Consider the following 15,743-nt stretch of genomic DNA (forward strand, 5'->3'; position numbering starts at 1 on the left):
ATTGAGGAGAGCATCTCAAGTTAGCGTGAATTTGCGATAAATTGTCATTAGCACTACATGGCCCTTACCTGCCTTTCTCTACACTGACAACAAAGGAAGTCGTTTGCTGTTGAATACGGCGCAATAAATGAAGAGGCTTACATCTTCTTGATAATCGCAGGGGTTAAACACATGATGAACTATACACAACAAGATACAGACGCGCTCTATGAGGTCTGGATGTCACAGAAAGCAAAGATGCATATTACTCAGATGGAAGTCGCTAAACGCTTAAGTATCAGTCAGGTTGAGCTATCAAATCGTTTGAATGGCCAGCACCCGCTGGATGCGCCCTTTATCGAACAGTTTTGCAAACTTTTGCATATTAACCCTAATCATCATTTGCCATCATTAAAAGGCTCGTCGCATATCATGGCTGTCGATCAACGCCTTTTTAATACCAAGCTCACCATCGACGGTGACATTACCAATGTTCACATTGATGGTAATCAGGTCACTATCGAGTATCGTGTTCAGTAATGAGCAGGGTCAACCGGTTAGGCTTGTTGACATGACCCGCAACTGCATAGTGAACAAAGTCGCCCGCTTCACGGTTCTAGGTGTCGTTCCAACGAACCGGATAATCCAGTGCACTCGCGGCGTTATTGTTGATTCAATAACGCAACGCATTCGCTGTATTTGGGTTTGGCCGGTTTCTTTTTCGGGGTCTCTAGCGTCTTTGCTACCTTCGCTTTTGGCTTAGGTGCAACGTAGGGATTAGGCTTCCATGAGGCCAGTTCAGCGCCGCATCCATCACCTTTTGGGGGTGGTGATTGTGCTACGCACTGAGTGTCGCCTTCAGGGCAATGCAGACGTACATGAAAATGAGAATAGTGTCCCCACCATGGACGTACTTTTCGTAACCAGTCTCGGTCAGTCCATTCGGTGTCGCACAATTGTTGCTTTATGACTGGATGCACAAAAATCCGAGCCACACGGTCATCGACTGCTGCTGTCTGGATCAGCAATGCATGGCTGTCTGTCCATTTTTCTTTTTCAATTTGATAACTTTTAAGGTCAACAACCGAATACGCCTTAGGGGTAGACAGCTGCTCTGGGCTCAAAGGCTCATCAGGTAGGCGTAACCAGATATCTGCATCTAACCCCGTCTGATGGCTTGCATGCCCAGAGGCAAATCGACCGCCACGTGGCATCGCAATATCTCCGACTAAAATCCGCCCGATCCCGAGTCCGTCGACTTGGATGGCCAGCGATGTTAGATAGTCGATCATGTCGACATGCCCATAATAGCGATTTCGCTGCGTGCGTATAACTTGGTACCCTGTTCCCGTCGGAGCAAGCTCCGCTCCACCAGCAAGGCAGCCATTCGCATAGCTACCTATTGAGTTAGATTCACCTTCACTCGGTATGGTAACTTCTTCCCAAGCGCGGTTCATTGACCATGACAACATAGGAACAAATAAACAGAGCAAGGCTCCATATTTTTTCATATCAACTCCTCAAGCTCATCAAGTGTCTTGCGTTCAACATTTTATGTTTAGCCAATTGATGTAAGATCGGGCATCTTTAACGCCCAACTCGACGACGCTAACGCCTCCATCAGTAGTCTCTTCTTTGTATCTAGCAACTTTGCCATCCTCTACCTAGCATAGTGCCTAGAAGCCAATTTTTGTGATTTGTTGAGACAATTCTCTGATTTGACACTTGCTGAGGAGATGAAAAAAGCAAAAAGCGAGCAGCGTAAGGTTCACTATCTGTGTTGAAGGTCTAATGTGGGTTTAAGAATGAGGGCATATTTAATTTAAGTGCTAATTCGTATCTAAGCACTAATTCGTATCTAAGCGCTAATGCGTATTTAAGACCTAATACGTTAAGCTGACATATCAAATTTGACGTTTTTCACAGTTACTAATAAAAAACACAGGAAACAGTACGAACAAATTGAATCACCCACCTTTCGAACGTCATACTCGTTGCTCATGTCTAGGCATAGACTTGAGCAACGAAAAGTCGTCATTCCTTTTTTAGAGGCTGCCACCTTCAGGGATGACGACTTCATCATTATAGTGGATTTATCCTCAAGCGCGCTTGGAACCAACCAACACCACCCACTCGTCGTCGGATGCCCACATCACTCCCCCTGCGCTAGGTAATCTTGAACTTGTTTTTGATAAGCCTGTTTAAGTGGTTCACCGATAAAACTCGCCTCGATCGCGTTCAACGTGAACTGAGCTAGCTCTTGTTTTGTCATGTCATGAGCCATACTGACGGCATAAAAATTGTCATTCATGTAACCACCAAAATACGCTGGGTCATCAGAGTTAATCGTCACCGATACGCCCTTTCGTAATAACTCGACAATGTTATGCTCAGACATCGTATCAAAAACTCGCAGCTTGATATTCGATAATGGGCAGACCGTCAGCGGCATCTTAGTCGCGATAAGTTGTTGGATTAAGGCAGGGTCGTCAATGCAGCGTACGCCATGGTCTACACGGCTCACCCCTAATAATTCAATAGCGTCGACAATATTCTGTGCTGGTCCTTCTTCACCGGCATGGGCTACTGTTAAAAACCCTTCGTTTCTCGCTTGCAAAAAAACCTGCTTAAATTTTTCCGGAGGATGACCGTCTTCTGATGAATCCAGCCCTACGGCGATAATTTTGTTTTTGTAGGGCAAGGCCAATTGCAAAGTATCAATGGCCGATGATTCGGGCAAGTGACGTAGAAAACACATGATGAGGTGAGATGAAATCGACAATTTCTGTTTACCATCTTGCAGCGCTCGGTCGATACCATTAATCACCGTCTCAAACGCAATACCGCGTTCAGTATGCGTTTGCGGGTCGAAAAATATCTCAGTGTGTATCACATTATCCGTCTGACAACGCAACAAGTAGGCCCATGTTAGATCGTAGAAGTCCTGTTCCGTAATGAGTGCATTTGCGCCTTGATAATAAATATCCAAAAACGACTGTAGATCGTCAAATTCATAGGCGGTACGGAGCGCCTCTGGAGACGAGTAAGGTAAATCAATATTGTTGCGCTGAGCCAGCTCAAACAACAATTCAGGCTCGAGTGAGCCTTCAATATGTAAATGTAGCTCTACCTTGGGAAGACCTTGAATAAATGCGTTCATATTCCACCTTAATCGTTCATATTGTGGGTGCACTTAGTCTTAGTATGGGAGGAATTCATGACTTTTTCGAAAGCCTTTGGTCTCAACATGGGTGCCATAAACCCGTTGAAGGCGAATCATGGGGCTATTCTTGCCCTTGATTCATCATCAATGATTTCGCGCGCCTTGTTTTCATACACACTATTTTCATAGGCATTGTTTTCAAACGAACCGCTTTTAGACAAACAGTTTCAACAAAAACAATAATCGTGTAGAGACTTGAAGAGCAATACCAAATTCATTACCAATACAAAGAGTCAGCGCACAACTGTGATCTTAACTCTTCGTAATCAGCACTATTCGGGTACTGGTAGAGACCCCCAAACCATATTATTGGGGTTATACGAAGCAAACGGTTGCCATTATACTCAGCTCAACAACAAATACCATACTGAACCAGCCTGCACCGTAAAAACCACCTCGTATTAACACCACTCACCCATCATTCAAATTCTTCGAACGACTTCATCGCTTGTTACGCCTGCAACCCCTTTCCACTGAGCTTTATAGTATGAGGTAACCTATATCGAGCGGATATCGCATGAAGCATGTTTATGCGTATGACGCTGCCAAGGATACGTATTATGACCATACACAGAAGCGTTCAACAAATCGTTCCATCCCACGCCACATCCGATGGCGATGGTGTGAAAATTCGTCGCGTTCATGGATTTGACAACCCGGCTTTCTCGCCTTTTCTCATGGTCGATGAGCTTCGCTCAGACGACAAGAAAGACTACATTGGAGGCTTTCCACCTCATCCTCACCGCGGTATCGAAACGTTGACTTACATGCGACAAGGACACTTTCAGCACCGTGACCACATGGGCAATGTAGGGGAACTTCGCTCTGGAGGCGCACAATGGATGGCCGCAGGTCGAGGCGTAATCCATAGCGAGATGCCAGTCATGGAGGAAGGCGCCTTACATGGCTTCCAGATTTGGATAAACCAACCAGCAAAAAATAAAATGCTCGCGGCGCAATACCATGACTTTCAGCCAGAGACTATCACTGAATTCAACGATGATCAGGTGGGATTATTGCGAGTCATCGCCGGGGACATTGGTGTCAATGACACCGCAGTCAGTGGCCCTTTACACAAAACAGGTGTCCCTTTAACTGTCGCAGATTGGCACGCAAAACAAGGCCAGCAGGCTCATTTAACCGTGCCCGAGCATTACAATGCCATGGTGTACTCATACCGAGGAAGTATTGTTATCGCGGGTCAAACGATAGAACAAGGAGAATTGGCGCTGTTGTCTATGGGAGAGGTATTGGCATTAGAAGCACTCGATGATGCAAGGGTATTGGTTTTTGCAGGAGAACCCATCAATGAACCGATTGTTCACTATGGCCCGTTTGTGATGAACAGTACCAAAGAAATTCAGCAAGCCATTGAAGACTATAACTCTGGCGTCTTTGAAACCTACTAATCTATTGTTTCTCAGTTGCTTACAACCCGTTCACTTGCAGTCCATTCACTTGCAAGCAAGTACCGAAAATTGCGTTAAATAAACAAAACCGTTCTCAATCGAACGGTTCACTTAGACACCTTATCCACTGCCTTTGTGTCACGCATCGACGAATTTGTCGATGCGTTATTTTCACTTAGCACAGTGCTCGAAGTCCATTCTCACAAGGCCTTAGTGCTTAAATCATGCTCGCAGCAAAATCTATAAATATTCACACAGGTATGCAGTTGGCGTGTCAACCTGTACGTCAAAGCTTGAATCACCCTCAACATCAAAGCTTTCACCAGCGCTAAACGTTACCCAATCTGCATCAGTAGTGCGCTTGATCGTCAAAGCACCTTTAATCACACTCATTTTTTCTGGTGCGCCCGTACCAAATGTATAGGCTCCAGCAGCCATAACCCCGACACTGCTGTCACCGTCAGCTTGGGTAAAACCGAGAGATTTCACTCCACCATCAAAATAGGTATTTTCTTTTATCATGGGACTTCCTTGATCAATTATGTAACATAAAAACATGGTTTTACCGCACTATTTGACGTAAAACAAGTCATTGATCAATTGTGGCGCGCAATCGGTATAAGATTATAAATGCGCTTAAAGCGAAAACCCGCTAGCAGTCGATATTGTTATGCCTCACAAGCCGTGTTTATAACAATCTCTTCTCATACTACATCGCTTAATTACTGATTTCGATATCGGAGTAATCCTATGGCCTACAACGAAAGTAAGGTTCCAACTAGTCGCCTAACTCGATTTGGCAAGCTTGCCTCTTTGGCGACCCGAGTCACAGGTGCGATGGTGACAGAGGGTGCCAAACAGTTTGCACAGGGTAAACGCCCCACCAAGAAAGACTTGCTGCTCACACCTAACAATGTCAAACGTGTTGCCGACCAACTCGCGCATTTACGAGGCGCTGCAATGAAGGTGGGTCAACTCATGTCCATGGACGCAGGCGATCTCATCAGCCCTGAGCTTGCACAAATCCTCGCTAGGCTGCGCTCCGACGGGTCACCGATGCCATCAAAACAGCTCGCGAATGTCATGAGTCAAGAACTCGGCCCTGATTGGAAAAGCCACTTTATCGAATTCAATTTTAAACCCATTGCCAGTGCCTCTATTGGTCAAGTCCATCAAGCCCACTCTGAAGAGGGCACCAAACTTGCCATTAAGGTTCAGTATCCCGGTATAAAAACAAGCATCGATAGCGATGTGGATAACGTTGGGACGCTACTTAATGTCGTTGGATTAATTCCTAAGGGTGTTAATTTCCAAGGGTTGCTAGAAGAGGCAAAGCTGCAGCTTCATGCGGAGGCCGACTACTTGCTTGAGGCATCCCTGCTCAATCGCTATCGCACTCATTTAGACGGCAGTGATGATTTTATTCTGCCAATGGTCATTCCCGACATCACCACTGACAGTGTTCTTGCCATGACTTATGTGTCTGGTGACCCTATTGAATCCCTAATTAATGCCGATCAAGAGACACGAAATCGTGTGGTTCACTTGCTACTGAGTTTGTTGTTCAAGGAAATATTTGAGTTTAAGTTGGTACAAACAGACCCAAACTTCGCCAATTTTCTTTATAACGCTGCGGAGAAGAAAGTGGTATTACTCGACTTCGGTGCGACACGCAGCTACAACGAGCAAATCAGCCAAGGTTACCAGCTCGCATTTTCGGCCATCCTCAACGACGATAACGACGCATTAGGCCTCGCTCTGACTCAAATCGGTTTCTTCAACCAAGACATTCTTCCCGACCAAAAAGCCGCCATTTTCGATTTAGTTAGACTTGCCTGCGAACCGCTAAAACAAATAGGGCCTTATAACTTCGGTAGCAGTAACCTAGCTCAGCGCCTCAGCGATGCAGGTACCGTGTTGAGTATGGAAAAAGACTATTGGCACACGCCCCCTGCTGACGCTTTATTTTTACACAGAAAAATTGGCGGTTTATATCTATTAGCTGCAAGGCTAAACGCTAGCGTTAACGTGAATCAGCTGTTTCAGCCCTATCAACAAAACGTTGTTGTTAATTAACATAAACCTTGTATTAACAGGCTCTATAAATGCGACGGTGAACGTTTGAGATCGCAAACCACAAACTGTTACAACCCAAGGCTACAGCAAATAAACAAAGCAACGTAAGCTCAAGTATGCGCCCAGATGGTCGATATCATTCTAAGAGCTAAAAAAGGAATACTGAATGACGTCACGTCGCAGAAAACAATCAACTACAAACGATAGCCTAGTTCTCATCATCATCTTATTGGTTTCTATTATCCTCGCCTCAGTACTTGGCGTCGCTTTTTACACCAGCCATCAAAATCATGTCGCGCCATCACGTGTCTACGGCAACTGGATTGAGATTGGTGCACCCAAACAAAGCACCGAAATTCTGACATTTGCTTCAAGTGGCGTGCAGCGAAATCATCGGCTTATCGCGACTCAATATGAATTCGATGGCCGCATTATCAAACTCAAAACCGGCAGCGGTTCTTGGGTCTACGAAAAAGTAGGAACGCCACGCTCACCTCAATTACGACGTATTACACCAGCGCTTCCCCCACAGCGATTTATTCTGCAAGGTTACGAACACACCGTGCCTATGGATGGCTACAGCCCGGGGCAGAATCGTCGCTCAGCATTAAGTGAGCATTTCACAACTAATTGATATTGGCATTGATGCTACTGCTACAAATAATGTAGGTATTGAATGTAGGTTGAACGCCTGAACCAAACATTGAATCTAACTCTCTGTCTTTATTTATATAATATTAAGTTCATCATAACGTCATCATTGTCACTGTTATTTGTGACTAGACTCTTCTTGCGATCGTTGCTCTACACGACACCAATTTCAGCCCCATTTCATACTGCTAAGGAGACGAACATGATTAAAACTCATCGCAATTTTCTGCTCGCGGAACCTCGCTGTCACCATGCTAATGTATATATCAACCCAGTAGGTCAGCTAGATATCGATATTGTCGAATCTAGACAGCACCATGACGCTTCGTTTGAGACATTAACATTCAAATACGAGGGCGCTATTGTTCATATACAGGGCATTGATTGCCGGACCAATAAACACTGGGATGTATCTTTAAATTGTAGGGATGCTAATGAAATTAATACGCTAATATTACGTGCCAATGAAGAACTTGAAACACTCATGAGCGATCTTTAACTCAGACTTAGTAATCGAAGTGAAATGTATGACATACGCAAACCGTAACGCTTGAGATCGGTTTACTAATGCCACACAATTTGCTTCGTTACGTCTTAATTTTAAAGCCAAATCGTAATAATTTTAGAACTAAGACGCACACCCCTATCGCATTTTGTATCCGCCGAGATTCATATCAATGTCACATTATGACATTGCTCTGTTAGAAATAACGTAATAATCCCTTATGATGCCTGCTGAAAAAATTCAGTAGACGGATACCATGCCACATATTTCAACCTCAGATACCAAAATTTCCGGCATGCTTTGCCTCTCCGTATTCGCTACGATTACCTTTCTGTTAACGTTAATTTTTTATCCATCCGTATTGAGTGGCGACGTCAGTGATGTAACTGGCGCGGCGATGCAGTACCTTACTTATTCGGCCGGACATCAAGGCTTCTTAATGACCTTAGTGGTCTTCATGACAACAGCGGCATGGGTCGTAAAAAAGGCACCGAATAAGTTGTCTCTTCTTGTCCAATTAGGGTTACTTCTGGTATTAAGTTTTGCTGCTAAATCACTGTTAAAAGACGTTACACAGAGCCCACGTCCCTACACGGAACTACTGGCGGAGCAGCATATCGTACATTCTCCGGAAGGCTTTTATGACCTCAGCGTAAAAGAGAAGAATCAAGCCATCGAACAAACATCGCAACAAGTCAGTCACTGGAGAACCAAACATTGGATGGGTGAAACTGATTATTCCTTCCCTTCTGGGCACACTATTTTTGCTTCAATTTGTGTGCTGTTTTTTGGTGGTTTGTTTGTAAGAAATGGTCATTATACTTTGGCGGCATTGACTTTAGCTTGGGCGTCTGGTGTTGCGATGAGCCGTTTATGGCTTGGTATGCATCGGCCTATAGACTTATTTGGGTCCATGCTATTTGCTCTTGGGTTGTATGTCGTGATTCCCATGGCCTACCCAATCCTCGATAGGCTCTTTGAAACCTTAAAAAAAGCTAGAGACTCCCAGTAATTTCCATTATTATCGAAATACAAAAAATGGGAGAAACTCTATGCAAATCACCACTGCAGCAAAAGCACTAAAAGAGCTTGGCCACGTCACACGATTAGCAATATATCGCCAAGTAGTGCGTGCAGGCCATCAAGGTATACCGGTAGGTGAGATTCAAGATCGACTCGACATCCCAGGTTCAACCTTATCGCATCATATTTCAAGTCTCACCTCTGCTAACTTGCTCACGCAGCGCCGAGAGGGACGCACATTATATTGTGTTGCCCAATATGAGCATCTAGAAGGCGTCATTGGGTTTTTACAAGACGAATGCTGTATCGATGAGTCTTGCAGTGACGATTCGTGTAGTGAAACCCCTTAGACACCGCACTGCGTTCGAGTCAATCTGTCGATCACAACGCAGCATCACCGCATTGCCATTTATACAATGAGGACATCTCGAATCTCACCATGACGTTCGAGATGTTTCAATACCAGCCAATAGGCTTGCATACAATAAACGAACAACTAACACCAATGCATCACCACGATCAATAGCACCCAACAACCCCTTCGACACCCCCTCAGTTCACCCCTCTATGTATTCACTTTATTCATAGTTAATCAATTCTGGGTATCAATGTTTTCATGCATTTGCCGACAAAGATTCAACCATAAACCGAGCTCAATTTAGAACTCAAAACCCCCTTCAAAGGACGTTTAAGTGAATCTCAACAGCTTGTCTATCCGTACCAAACTTCAGTTCATCGTTATTATTGCGGTGATGATTCTTTTTTCCATTGGTGTGTTTAATCTCACGGTACAAAAACAACAAAACTATGAACATCGAAAAGATGGGATTCGCACCAATATCGAGATAGTAAAAACACTCGTCCATCATTACATCGGTCTGGAGAACGGAGCAGGAACACTGGAGGCGCAAGAACAGGCACTGGCTGCCATACGTCAGCTGAAATATGAACAAGGCAATTACTTCTGGGTGGCCAACGCTAGCCAGAATATCGTTATGCACCCCACACAACCTCACTATGAAGGTATCAACACATCAGGGATCACGGATGCCCGCGGTCAGCCTTTTATGCAGCAACTGATCAACCTTGCCGTCTCTGAGGGACAAGGCTTTGTACAATATTTCTGGAAAGATAAACAAGGTACAGAATCTGAGAAGATCACTTACGTGATTTATATCCCCCAATGGGATTGGATCATTGGGACTGGCGTGCCTCTTTCTGATATTGACGATGAGTTTAGATCCTCAGTGATCAAAGAGTTGGTGATTGACGGTATTGCGGCTCTCTTTCTCGTTCTGATCTGTGGCGCTATCGCTCGAAACATCATTCTACCCATCGAGTCCTTAGTAAAAAGCGTACATAACATCGCAGATGGGGACTTAACCCAATCCCTAGAAACAAACAGACAAGATGAGCTAGGGGTTTTAAGTAATCAAATACAGCGGATGATGGTAGCCCTTCGCGACACAATCTCTGTGGCGAAAACATCGGCCCATCATTCAGAGCAGCTTTCATCCTCCATCGCCGCAACCAGTGAAGAAACGGCCACCAGCATAGAGTCGCAAAATCAACAGCTTGAATTACTTGCAACCGCAATGAATGAAATGTCGTCCACAATTCAAGATATTGCAGAAAATGCCGAAAGGACCTCCCAAACGACAGAAACAAGCAAAACGTTAGCTAATAATGGGAGTCGTAGTATGGCCCACACATTGGATAATATCGGATCAATCTCAGACGACATCACCGATACGCATACCTTGATGGAAGCGCTTCAAAAAGGCGTCGCCGATATTAGTCATGTGGTCAATGTCATTACTGAAGTGTCAGAGCAAACGAATCTGCTCGCACTCAACGCCGCGATAGAAGCTGCGAGAGCCGGTGAAAAAGGCCGAGGGTTTGCTGTCGTCGCTGATGAAGTGAGAAACCTCGCCAGCCGGACCCAACAGTCAACGTCTCAGGTCCAACGGACAATTGATGAACTCAACAAGCGCACCACTCGTGTTCTTGGTGTCATGGCAACCAATCAAAATAAGGTCACACACAGTGTGCAACTCGCCACACAAACGCAAGCGCAGCTCAATGATGCTGTAAACAGTTTAAATAAAACGTACGATATGGTGACACAAATTGCCGCCGCCGCTGAACAGCAAGGCATCTTCGCTAATGACGTCAATGAAAATGTGAGTGTCGTACATATGTCGACCAATGAGATTAAACAAACCAGCCAGAATTTAGCGGAACAATCTCAAACAATGGCTCAAGCATCTGAAGATTTATCACATAAACTGGCTTATTTTAAAATTTAGCGTCTCAATCTACCCAAGAAATGACGCATCGATAGTTAGCACATCATATTTGAACCAAGTCGTTTACTGTGTTGTTCGGTTTGGTTCAAAAACAAAAATGGCAGTTTTCTTCATGCAGACCATACCGGCCTTGGCGAATCAATAGATGTTCCTCTCCCGCCATTCGTCCCATTTGATAGCCTTGTTTCAAAATCTCTTGGTTCATCGTTAATCGTTTCACTGCAAAGTTTTCAGGAGGGGCGATCACCCTGATCGTGGCGTCTTTGGGAGGGTGTCGAATGAAATCGAGTGACTGATTATAATTGTCTGAACGAACTTTCATTGCTTCAGCGATATTAGGATATTTGTTCAACAGTATCTTGATAAGCCAAGAATATTTACTGGCTTTCATTTCATAGCTTAGTGGGTGAGACAAAATCACGGTAATGTCTCGGGCTCCACGACGATACGCCTCTCGAACAGGAATAGAATCTGCCACACCACCATCGGTATAACAGCCACCGGAAAAACAAGGGGGACGACGATAAGCAAGAGGGAGTGCTGTCGTCGCTTCAATAATGTTCGCTAAAGAATGAGGCTCCACTCGATAGTAGTCAGCCAGTCCAGTGTCAATGCTGGTAACAGCTGCAAACATTGGAATACTTGAGAACAACGCCTCACAATCAAGTGGGTAGCGCTGATTCGATTCCTCCCATAGCCATTTCACATCAACAAGATCGCCACCTTTTGCAAAACGCGTAGGATTAAAAAAACGTTTATTTGTGGCCATTTTGGTAATGACATCAAAACTCCGCTCAGGTGCTTGCGACAAGTAGCCCACCAAATTTGATGCGCCGGCCGACACCCCAATAGCAAAATCGAAAGGCATATAATTGTCTTCCATAAAGGCATCAAGGACGCCACTGGCAAATATGCCTCGCATTGCGCCACCTTCTACAATTAATGCTCGTCTATTCATTGTCATTTTCTTACTCCGATCATAGAACTACAGGATAGAGAAAGCCAAAAACAAAATATAATCGGATTATGTGATAGATAAAATAGCTAATACCTATCAATACAGATACCTATCAATACAGATACCTATCAATCCAGGATTGAAGATAAGTTATTGATACAGGTATTATTAGCGTAAAGCTGGTCAGTGTGAATATGACTCAGGGGTATCAGAATGGGCATGTCTAAGTTCGAGATTTACTCACCTAAACGCTCCAAAGGTGCGTTTAGGTGATTCCAATTAGGTATTTTACTTATTTATGATCGAAGACCAAAATAAAAGTCACCGGGACAGACGTATTAATTGACGGTAGACCCGCGACTTCTCTTAGCTTTTCTATACCCGCTTCCAAACCAAAATCAGCCGCTTTCAAAATAATTGGACTGTTTGAGACTACGGCAAGCTTATGTTCTGACAATTTCATGACGGTAAGATTCGCAGCATACGTTTTTTGTTTACCGTGCAAGTCCACGGTAACATCCTCTGTTGTGGTGTAAATACCACCAATATCAGAGCCATCGAGTTCGCTCATATTGACGACGGTAGTGATCGTTGCATCTTTGAAGTTCGCCACGTCAAACAGCATGGTTTTCATGCGCTCATTTCTAATCGCTATATTGGTTTCTACGCTACTCAAGTCCAGAATAACGGTTGCTTTGCCGTCATCGCTGATCGAACCAGACATTGCTTTAAAATGGTGTACTTCACTCGCCGCCGCTTTTTTCGTCGACACAAATTTAAGTGTTGAGTCCTGCTCATCGAGCATCCAACTCGCCGATGCTGGAAGTGCTAGCATCAACGCGATTAAACCAGTGCTTAATCCAATCTTCATCCCATTATCCTTGATAAATAAAAATGCACTATTAAGTTGTAGACCACTCCTAAGGAAACCCCAAGCCTGCGCTTAGCAGAGCGCCATCGTCCAGCGGCTAACAGCTAACAGCTAACAGCTAACAGCTAACTAAATAGAATAAATAACCACGATAATAATCTCCTGCTTTAATTCCACCCCGTTCAAACGGCTACTTTCAGGCGAGGACATACTTTTAACATAGGATATAAACTCGACTGTTAGGTACCAAAAATGATGTAAAAAAACCCTGACAGTATCGACTATCAGGGCTTTTGTTAAACAGTTTCAACGAGTAAGGTTACGCTGCTTAGGTTACGATTTTGATTTTAAATTTTGGATAGCAACCACTGCTTAGTCTTCTCATCCGTAAATGCACCATCAACGCTGTTACGATAAATGTGGGCATAATCATCAGCCGATAGACCGAATTGTTCAATGACCTTTTGCACTTCTTTAGTCATGGTCGTGTTCGATACTGTGCGATTGTCTGTATTAATCGTCACAGGAATGCCTTGTTGACGAAACGATTCAATTGGGTGGTCAGCAAGATTCTCAACCGCTTTGGTTTGTACGTTACTGCTTGGGCAGGTTTCAAGTGCTATTTGCTTGCTGTGAACAAGATCAAATGCCGCTTGATGGGTCGTAATATGGATACCATGCCCGATACGTTCAGCGCCGAGCATAGTAATCGCATCAAAGACGTTCTGTCCTTCACCTTGCTCGCCGGCATGAATCGTGACATTAAGCCCTTGCTCTTTAGCGTACTGAGCGAAAGGAATAAATTTCTCACAGAAACCAGGTTCTTCACCGCCTGCAAGATCAAATGCCGCCACACCTTGACCTACGTACTGAGCTCCTACATCGATGACGGCTTTAATATCATCGGTCGGCATATGGCGCAGCAAAGATAAAATAATGTTTCCTTTGATGTCGTAAGCCGCCTCTGCACGCTTCATGCCGGTAACAACACTGGCAATAATCGCATCAATCGTTAGATCTTGTTCGCGGTGAAGCAGAGGGCCAAAGCGCACTTCCATATATTTTACGTTTTCTAATGCCGCATCTTCATAAACTTCAAAGGCAATACGCTCGATCGCTTCTTTGGTTTGCATCACAGACAATGGCAAATCAAAGCGCTTTAGATACTCCATCAGATCGGTACAAGTCTCTGGTGCAATCATCAGATCACGAATCACGTCCACATCGGTACTTGGTAACGACACACCTTGCTGCGCGGCAAGTTCAATAATCGTTTCTGGTCTGACACTACCATCGAGGTGACAATGCAGATCAATTTTTGGTAATGCGTGGTAATTCATTCTAACTCTCACTCTTTTTATTTTTAAACGATGATATTTTTTACTCATTAAATAGCGTAGCGCATACTTTGAGCAGCAAACATACACGAATCAATGACCCCTTGCACACGCAAAAAACCACGCAAACGTATGCGCTCAAAAAATAATAAGTCGCCCTGCTTCACTATTATGGGACACGATGTACAAGCATTTGGATTTAGACGAGAATCAATGATAATGTTACATGTAACATTATCATTGATTCGTCAGGCATAATACAGTGGAACAAAAAGGTCGTCCCACCCTACAAGACATCGCCGATCAAGTTGGCGTAACAAAAATGACGGTATCGCGCTTCATGCGTAATCCCGACTCAGTGGCACTTAAAACGCGAGTCAAGATTGCCAAAGTTGTAGAGGAAGTGGGGTATATCGAGAACAGAGCGCCAGCGATGCTATCTAAGTCATCAAGTAAAGCGATTGGGATTTTATTGCCGTCGCTCTCTAACCAAATTTTCGCATCATTTGTTCAAGGCATCGAGGCGGTCACTAAAGCGCACGGATACGATACATTGATTGCTCATTTTGGTTACGATGAACAAGAGGAAGAAAACAAGGTCGCCTCATTACTATCTTATCAAGTCGATGCGCTCATTCTAACGGAAAGCCACCACACAAAACGCACCCTACAAATGATTAAAACCGCTAACATCCCAGTGGTTGAGACCATGGAATTGCCCGAGAACCCGATTGATATGGCCGTTGGGTTGGATCATATTGAAGCATCTTATCAAGCCGTAAAACAGATGATCATCAAAGGGCGAACGTCGATAGCCTACTTTGGTGCACGGCTAGATACCCGTACTCAACTTCGTATGCAAGGTTACGATAAGGCCATGAGCGAAGCTGGGTTAGAGATTAAACATATCCTAACAGGCTCGCACTCTAGCTTCTCTCTAGCCTCTGAACTGCTTGATATGGCATTAGCACAATACCCTGATATCGATGGCGTATTTTGCACCAATGATGACCTGGCAATTGGCACTATCTTAACCGCGCAGCAACGAAATATTTTAGTTCCTGACGACCTCGCGGTAGTGGGTTACAACGCATTAGATATCGGACAAGCGATTCACCCTAGGCTCATCAGTGTTGACACGCCTCGCTACGAAATTGGTGAAAAAAGCGCACAGCTACTCATTGCCGCTTTAAAAGGAGAACGTCCAAAACAACGGAGTTACGACTTGGGACACCAATTAACAACAGGAGATAGCCTCTAAAACCATAATCTCAATCGCTATCCTCTCGGTAATCGTATTTTCAGTAAGCACGTGTTCGATATCCACAATAGGTAGCATAGCCTTGCTGCCTATTGTCACACAATGTGACACCATCTATACAGACTCAGACATTCCCTACAC

At 44.4% G+C, this 15,743-nt stretch carries 15 protein-coding genes and 1 riboswitch; of the genes, 9 read left to right on the top strand and 6 right to left on the bottom strand.

Features of this window, described 5'->3' with window-relative positions:
• Positions 1-174: 174 nt before the first annotated feature.
• Positions 175-519, top strand: coding sequence for a helix-turn-helix domain-containing protein (locus AB4405_RS18950; RefSeq protein ID WP_372062402.1), 345 nt, complete (start codon positions 175-177; stop codon positions 517-519).
• A gap of 122 nt (positions 520-641) precedes the next feature.
• On the opposite strand, the gene mepA is transcribed toward AB4405_RS18950, so the two are convergent.
• Together mepA and AB4405_RS18960 are read right to left on the bottom strand one after the other, a co-directional pair.
• Positions 642-1,490: a penicillin-insensitive murein endopeptidase gene (gene mepA, locus AB4405_RS18955; protein ID WP_372062375.1), complete on the bottom strand. Its 849-nt coding sequence runs from the start codon at positions 1,488-1,490 to the stop codon at positions 642-644.
• A gap of 641 nt (positions 1,491-2,131) precedes the next feature.
• Positions 2,132-3,139: an adenosine deaminase gene (locus AB4405_RS18960; RefSeq protein WP_372062376.1), complete on the bottom strand. Its 1,008-nt coding sequence runs from the start codon at positions 3,137-3,139 to the stop codon at positions 2,132-2,134.
• Positions 3,140-3,445: 306 nt separating this feature from the next.
• Positions 3,446-3,545, bottom strand: a riboswitch (purine riboswitch).
• Between the two features lie 217 nt (positions 3,546-3,762).
• On the opposite strand from AB4405_RS18960, the gene AB4405_RS18965 reads away from it, so the two are divergent.
• Positions 3,763-4,611 (top strand): pirin family protein, encoded by an 849-nt coding sequence (locus AB4405_RS18965; RefSeq protein WP_372062377.1) that lies wholly within the window; start codon positions 3,763-3,765, stop codon positions 4,609-4,611.
• 240 nt (positions 4,612-4,851) lie between these two features.
• Here AB4405_RS18965 and AB4405_RS18970 read toward each other — a convergent pair whose 3' ends face one another.
• Complete coding sequence (locus tag AB4405_RS18970) at positions 4,852-5,133, bottom strand: pyrimidine/purine nucleoside phosphorylase (protein ID WP_372062378.1); 282 nt, start codon at positions 5,131-5,133, stop codon at positions 4,852-4,854.
• A gap of 228 nt (positions 5,134-5,361) precedes the next feature.
• Between AB4405_RS18970 and AB4405_RS18975 the strand changes: the two genes are divergently transcribed.
• From AB4405_RS18975 to AB4405_RS19000, 6 genes are all read left to right on the top strand, one after another.
• Positions 5,362-6,687: an ABC1 kinase family protein gene (locus AB4405_RS18975; protein WP_372062379.1), complete on the top strand. Its 1,326-nt coding sequence runs from the start codon at positions 5,362-5,364 to the stop codon at positions 6,685-6,687.
• 166 nt (positions 6,688-6,853) lie between these two features.
• Positions 6,854-7,321 (top strand): DUF2850 domain-containing protein, encoded by a 468-nt coding sequence (locus AB4405_RS18980; protein WP_372062380.1) that lies wholly within the window; start codon positions 6,854-6,856, stop codon positions 7,319-7,321.
• 219 nt (positions 7,322-7,540) lie between these two features.
• On the top strand, positions 7,541-7,837 hold the full coding sequence (locus AB4405_RS18985; RefSeq protein WP_372062381.1) for a hypothetical protein: 297 nt from the start codon (positions 7,541-7,543) through the stop codon (positions 7,835-7,837).
• A gap of 262 nt (positions 7,838-8,099) precedes the next feature.
• A complete protein-coding gene (locus AB4405_RS18990; protein WP_372062382.1) occupies positions 8,100-8,855 on the top strand; it encodes a phosphatase PAP2 family protein in 756 nt (251 codons plus the stop codon).
• A gap of 40 nt (positions 8,856-8,895) precedes the next feature.
• A complete protein-coding gene (locus tag AB4405_RS18995) occupies positions 8,896-9,216 on the top strand; it encodes a helix-turn-helix transcriptional regulator (RefSeq protein WP_102467974.1) in 321 nt (106 codons plus the stop codon).
• A 342-nt stretch (positions 9,217-9,558) separates the two neighbouring features.
• Positions 9,559-11,175: a methyl-accepting chemotaxis protein gene (locus tag AB4405_RS19000; protein WP_372062383.1), complete on the top strand. Its 1,617-nt coding sequence runs from the start codon at positions 9,559-9,561 to the stop codon at positions 11,173-11,175.
• Between the two features lie 85 nt (positions 11,176-11,260).
• On the opposite strand, the gene AB4405_RS19005 is transcribed toward AB4405_RS19000, so the two are convergent.
• The 3 genes from AB4405_RS19005 to add all read right to left on the bottom strand — a co-directional run bounded on the left by AB4405_RS19005 (position 11,261) and on the right by add (position 14,344).
• Entirely contained in the window at positions 11,261-12,133 is an 873-nt protein-coding gene (locus AB4405_RS19005) for a patatin family protein (protein WP_372062403.1), read from the bottom strand.
• A 292-nt stretch (positions 12,134-12,425) separates the two neighbouring features.
• The gene (locus tag AB4405_RS19010; RefSeq protein ID WP_372062384.1) at positions 12,426-13,004 is read right to left on the bottom strand and encodes a YceI family protein; all 579 of its coding nucleotides are present in this window, start codon (positions 13,002-13,004) and stop codon (positions 12,426-12,428) included.
• 347 nt (positions 13,005-13,351) lie between these two features.
• Positions 13,352-14,344: an adenosine deaminase gene (gene add, locus AB4405_RS19015; protein WP_372062385.1), complete on the bottom strand. Its 993-nt coding sequence runs from the start codon at positions 14,342-14,344 to the stop codon at positions 13,352-13,354.
• A 319-nt stretch (positions 14,345-14,663) separates the two neighbouring features.
• Between add and AB4405_RS19020 the strand changes: the two genes are divergently transcribed.
• Positions 14,664-15,602 (top strand): LacI family DNA-binding transcriptional regulator, encoded by a 939-nt coding sequence (locus AB4405_RS19020; protein WP_372062404.1) that lies wholly within the window; start codon positions 14,664-14,666, stop codon positions 15,600-15,602.
• Positions 15,603-15,743: the final 141 nt, after the last annotated feature.

The organism is Vibrio sp. 10N.261.51.F12, assembly GCF_041471725.1.
GTDB lineage: Bacteria > Pseudomonadota > Gammaproteobacteria > Enterobacterales > Vibrionaceae > Vibrio.

Excerpts from the sequence above, each read along its gene's own strand:
- AB4405_RS18950 (WP_372062402.1), top strand. The coding sequence starts at position 175 with ATGAACTATACACAACAAGATACAGACGCGCTCTATGAGGTCTGGATG.
- mepA (WP_372062375.1), bottom strand. The coding sequence starts at position 1,490 with ATGAAAAAATATGGAGCCTTGCTCTGTTTATTTGTTCCTATGTTGTCA.
- AB4405_RS18960 (WP_372062376.1), bottom strand. The coding sequence starts at position 3,139 with ATGAACGCATTTATTCAAGGTCTTCCCAAGGTAGAGCTACATTTACAT.
- AB4405_RS18965 (WP_372062377.1), top strand. The coding sequence starts at position 3,763 with ATGACCATACACAGAAGCGTTCAACAAATCGTTCCATCCCACGCCACA.
- AB4405_RS18970 (WP_372062378.1), bottom strand. The coding sequence starts at position 5,133 with ATGATAAAAGAAAATACCTATTTTGATGGTGGAGTGAAATCTCTCGGT.
- AB4405_RS18975 (WP_372062379.1), top strand. The coding sequence starts at position 5,362 with ATGGCCTACAACGAAAGTAAGGTTCCAACTAGTCGCCTAACTCGATTT.
- AB4405_RS18980 (WP_372062380.1), top strand. The coding sequence starts at position 6,854 with ATGACGTCACGTCGCAGAAAACAATCAACTACAAACGATAGCCTAGTT.
- AB4405_RS18985 (WP_372062381.1), top strand. The coding sequence starts at position 7,541 with ATGATTAAAACTCATCGCAATTTTCTGCTCGCGGAACCTCGCTGTCAC.
- AB4405_RS18990 (WP_372062382.1), top strand. The coding sequence starts at position 8,100 with ATGCCACATATTTCAACCTCAGATACCAAAATTTCCGGCATGCTTTGC.
- AB4405_RS18995 (WP_102467974.1), top strand. The coding sequence starts at position 8,896 with ATGCAAATCACCACTGCAGCAAAAGCACTAAAAGAGCTTGGCCACGTC.
- AB4405_RS19005 (WP_372062403.1), bottom strand. The coding sequence starts at position 12,133 with ATGAATAGACGAGCATTAATTGTAGAAGGTGGCGCAATGCGAGGCATA.
- AB4405_RS19010 (WP_372062384.1), bottom strand. The coding sequence starts at position 13,004 with ATGAAGATTGGATTAAGCACTGGTTTAATCGCGTTGATGCTAGCACTT.
- add (WP_372062385.1), bottom strand. The coding sequence starts at position 14,344 with ATGAATTACCACGCATTACCAAAAATTGATCTGCATTGTCACCTCGAT.
- AB4405_RS19020 (WP_372062404.1), top strand. The coding sequence starts at position 14,664 with ATGACGGTATCGCGCTTCATGCGTAATCCCGACTCAGTGGCACTTAAA.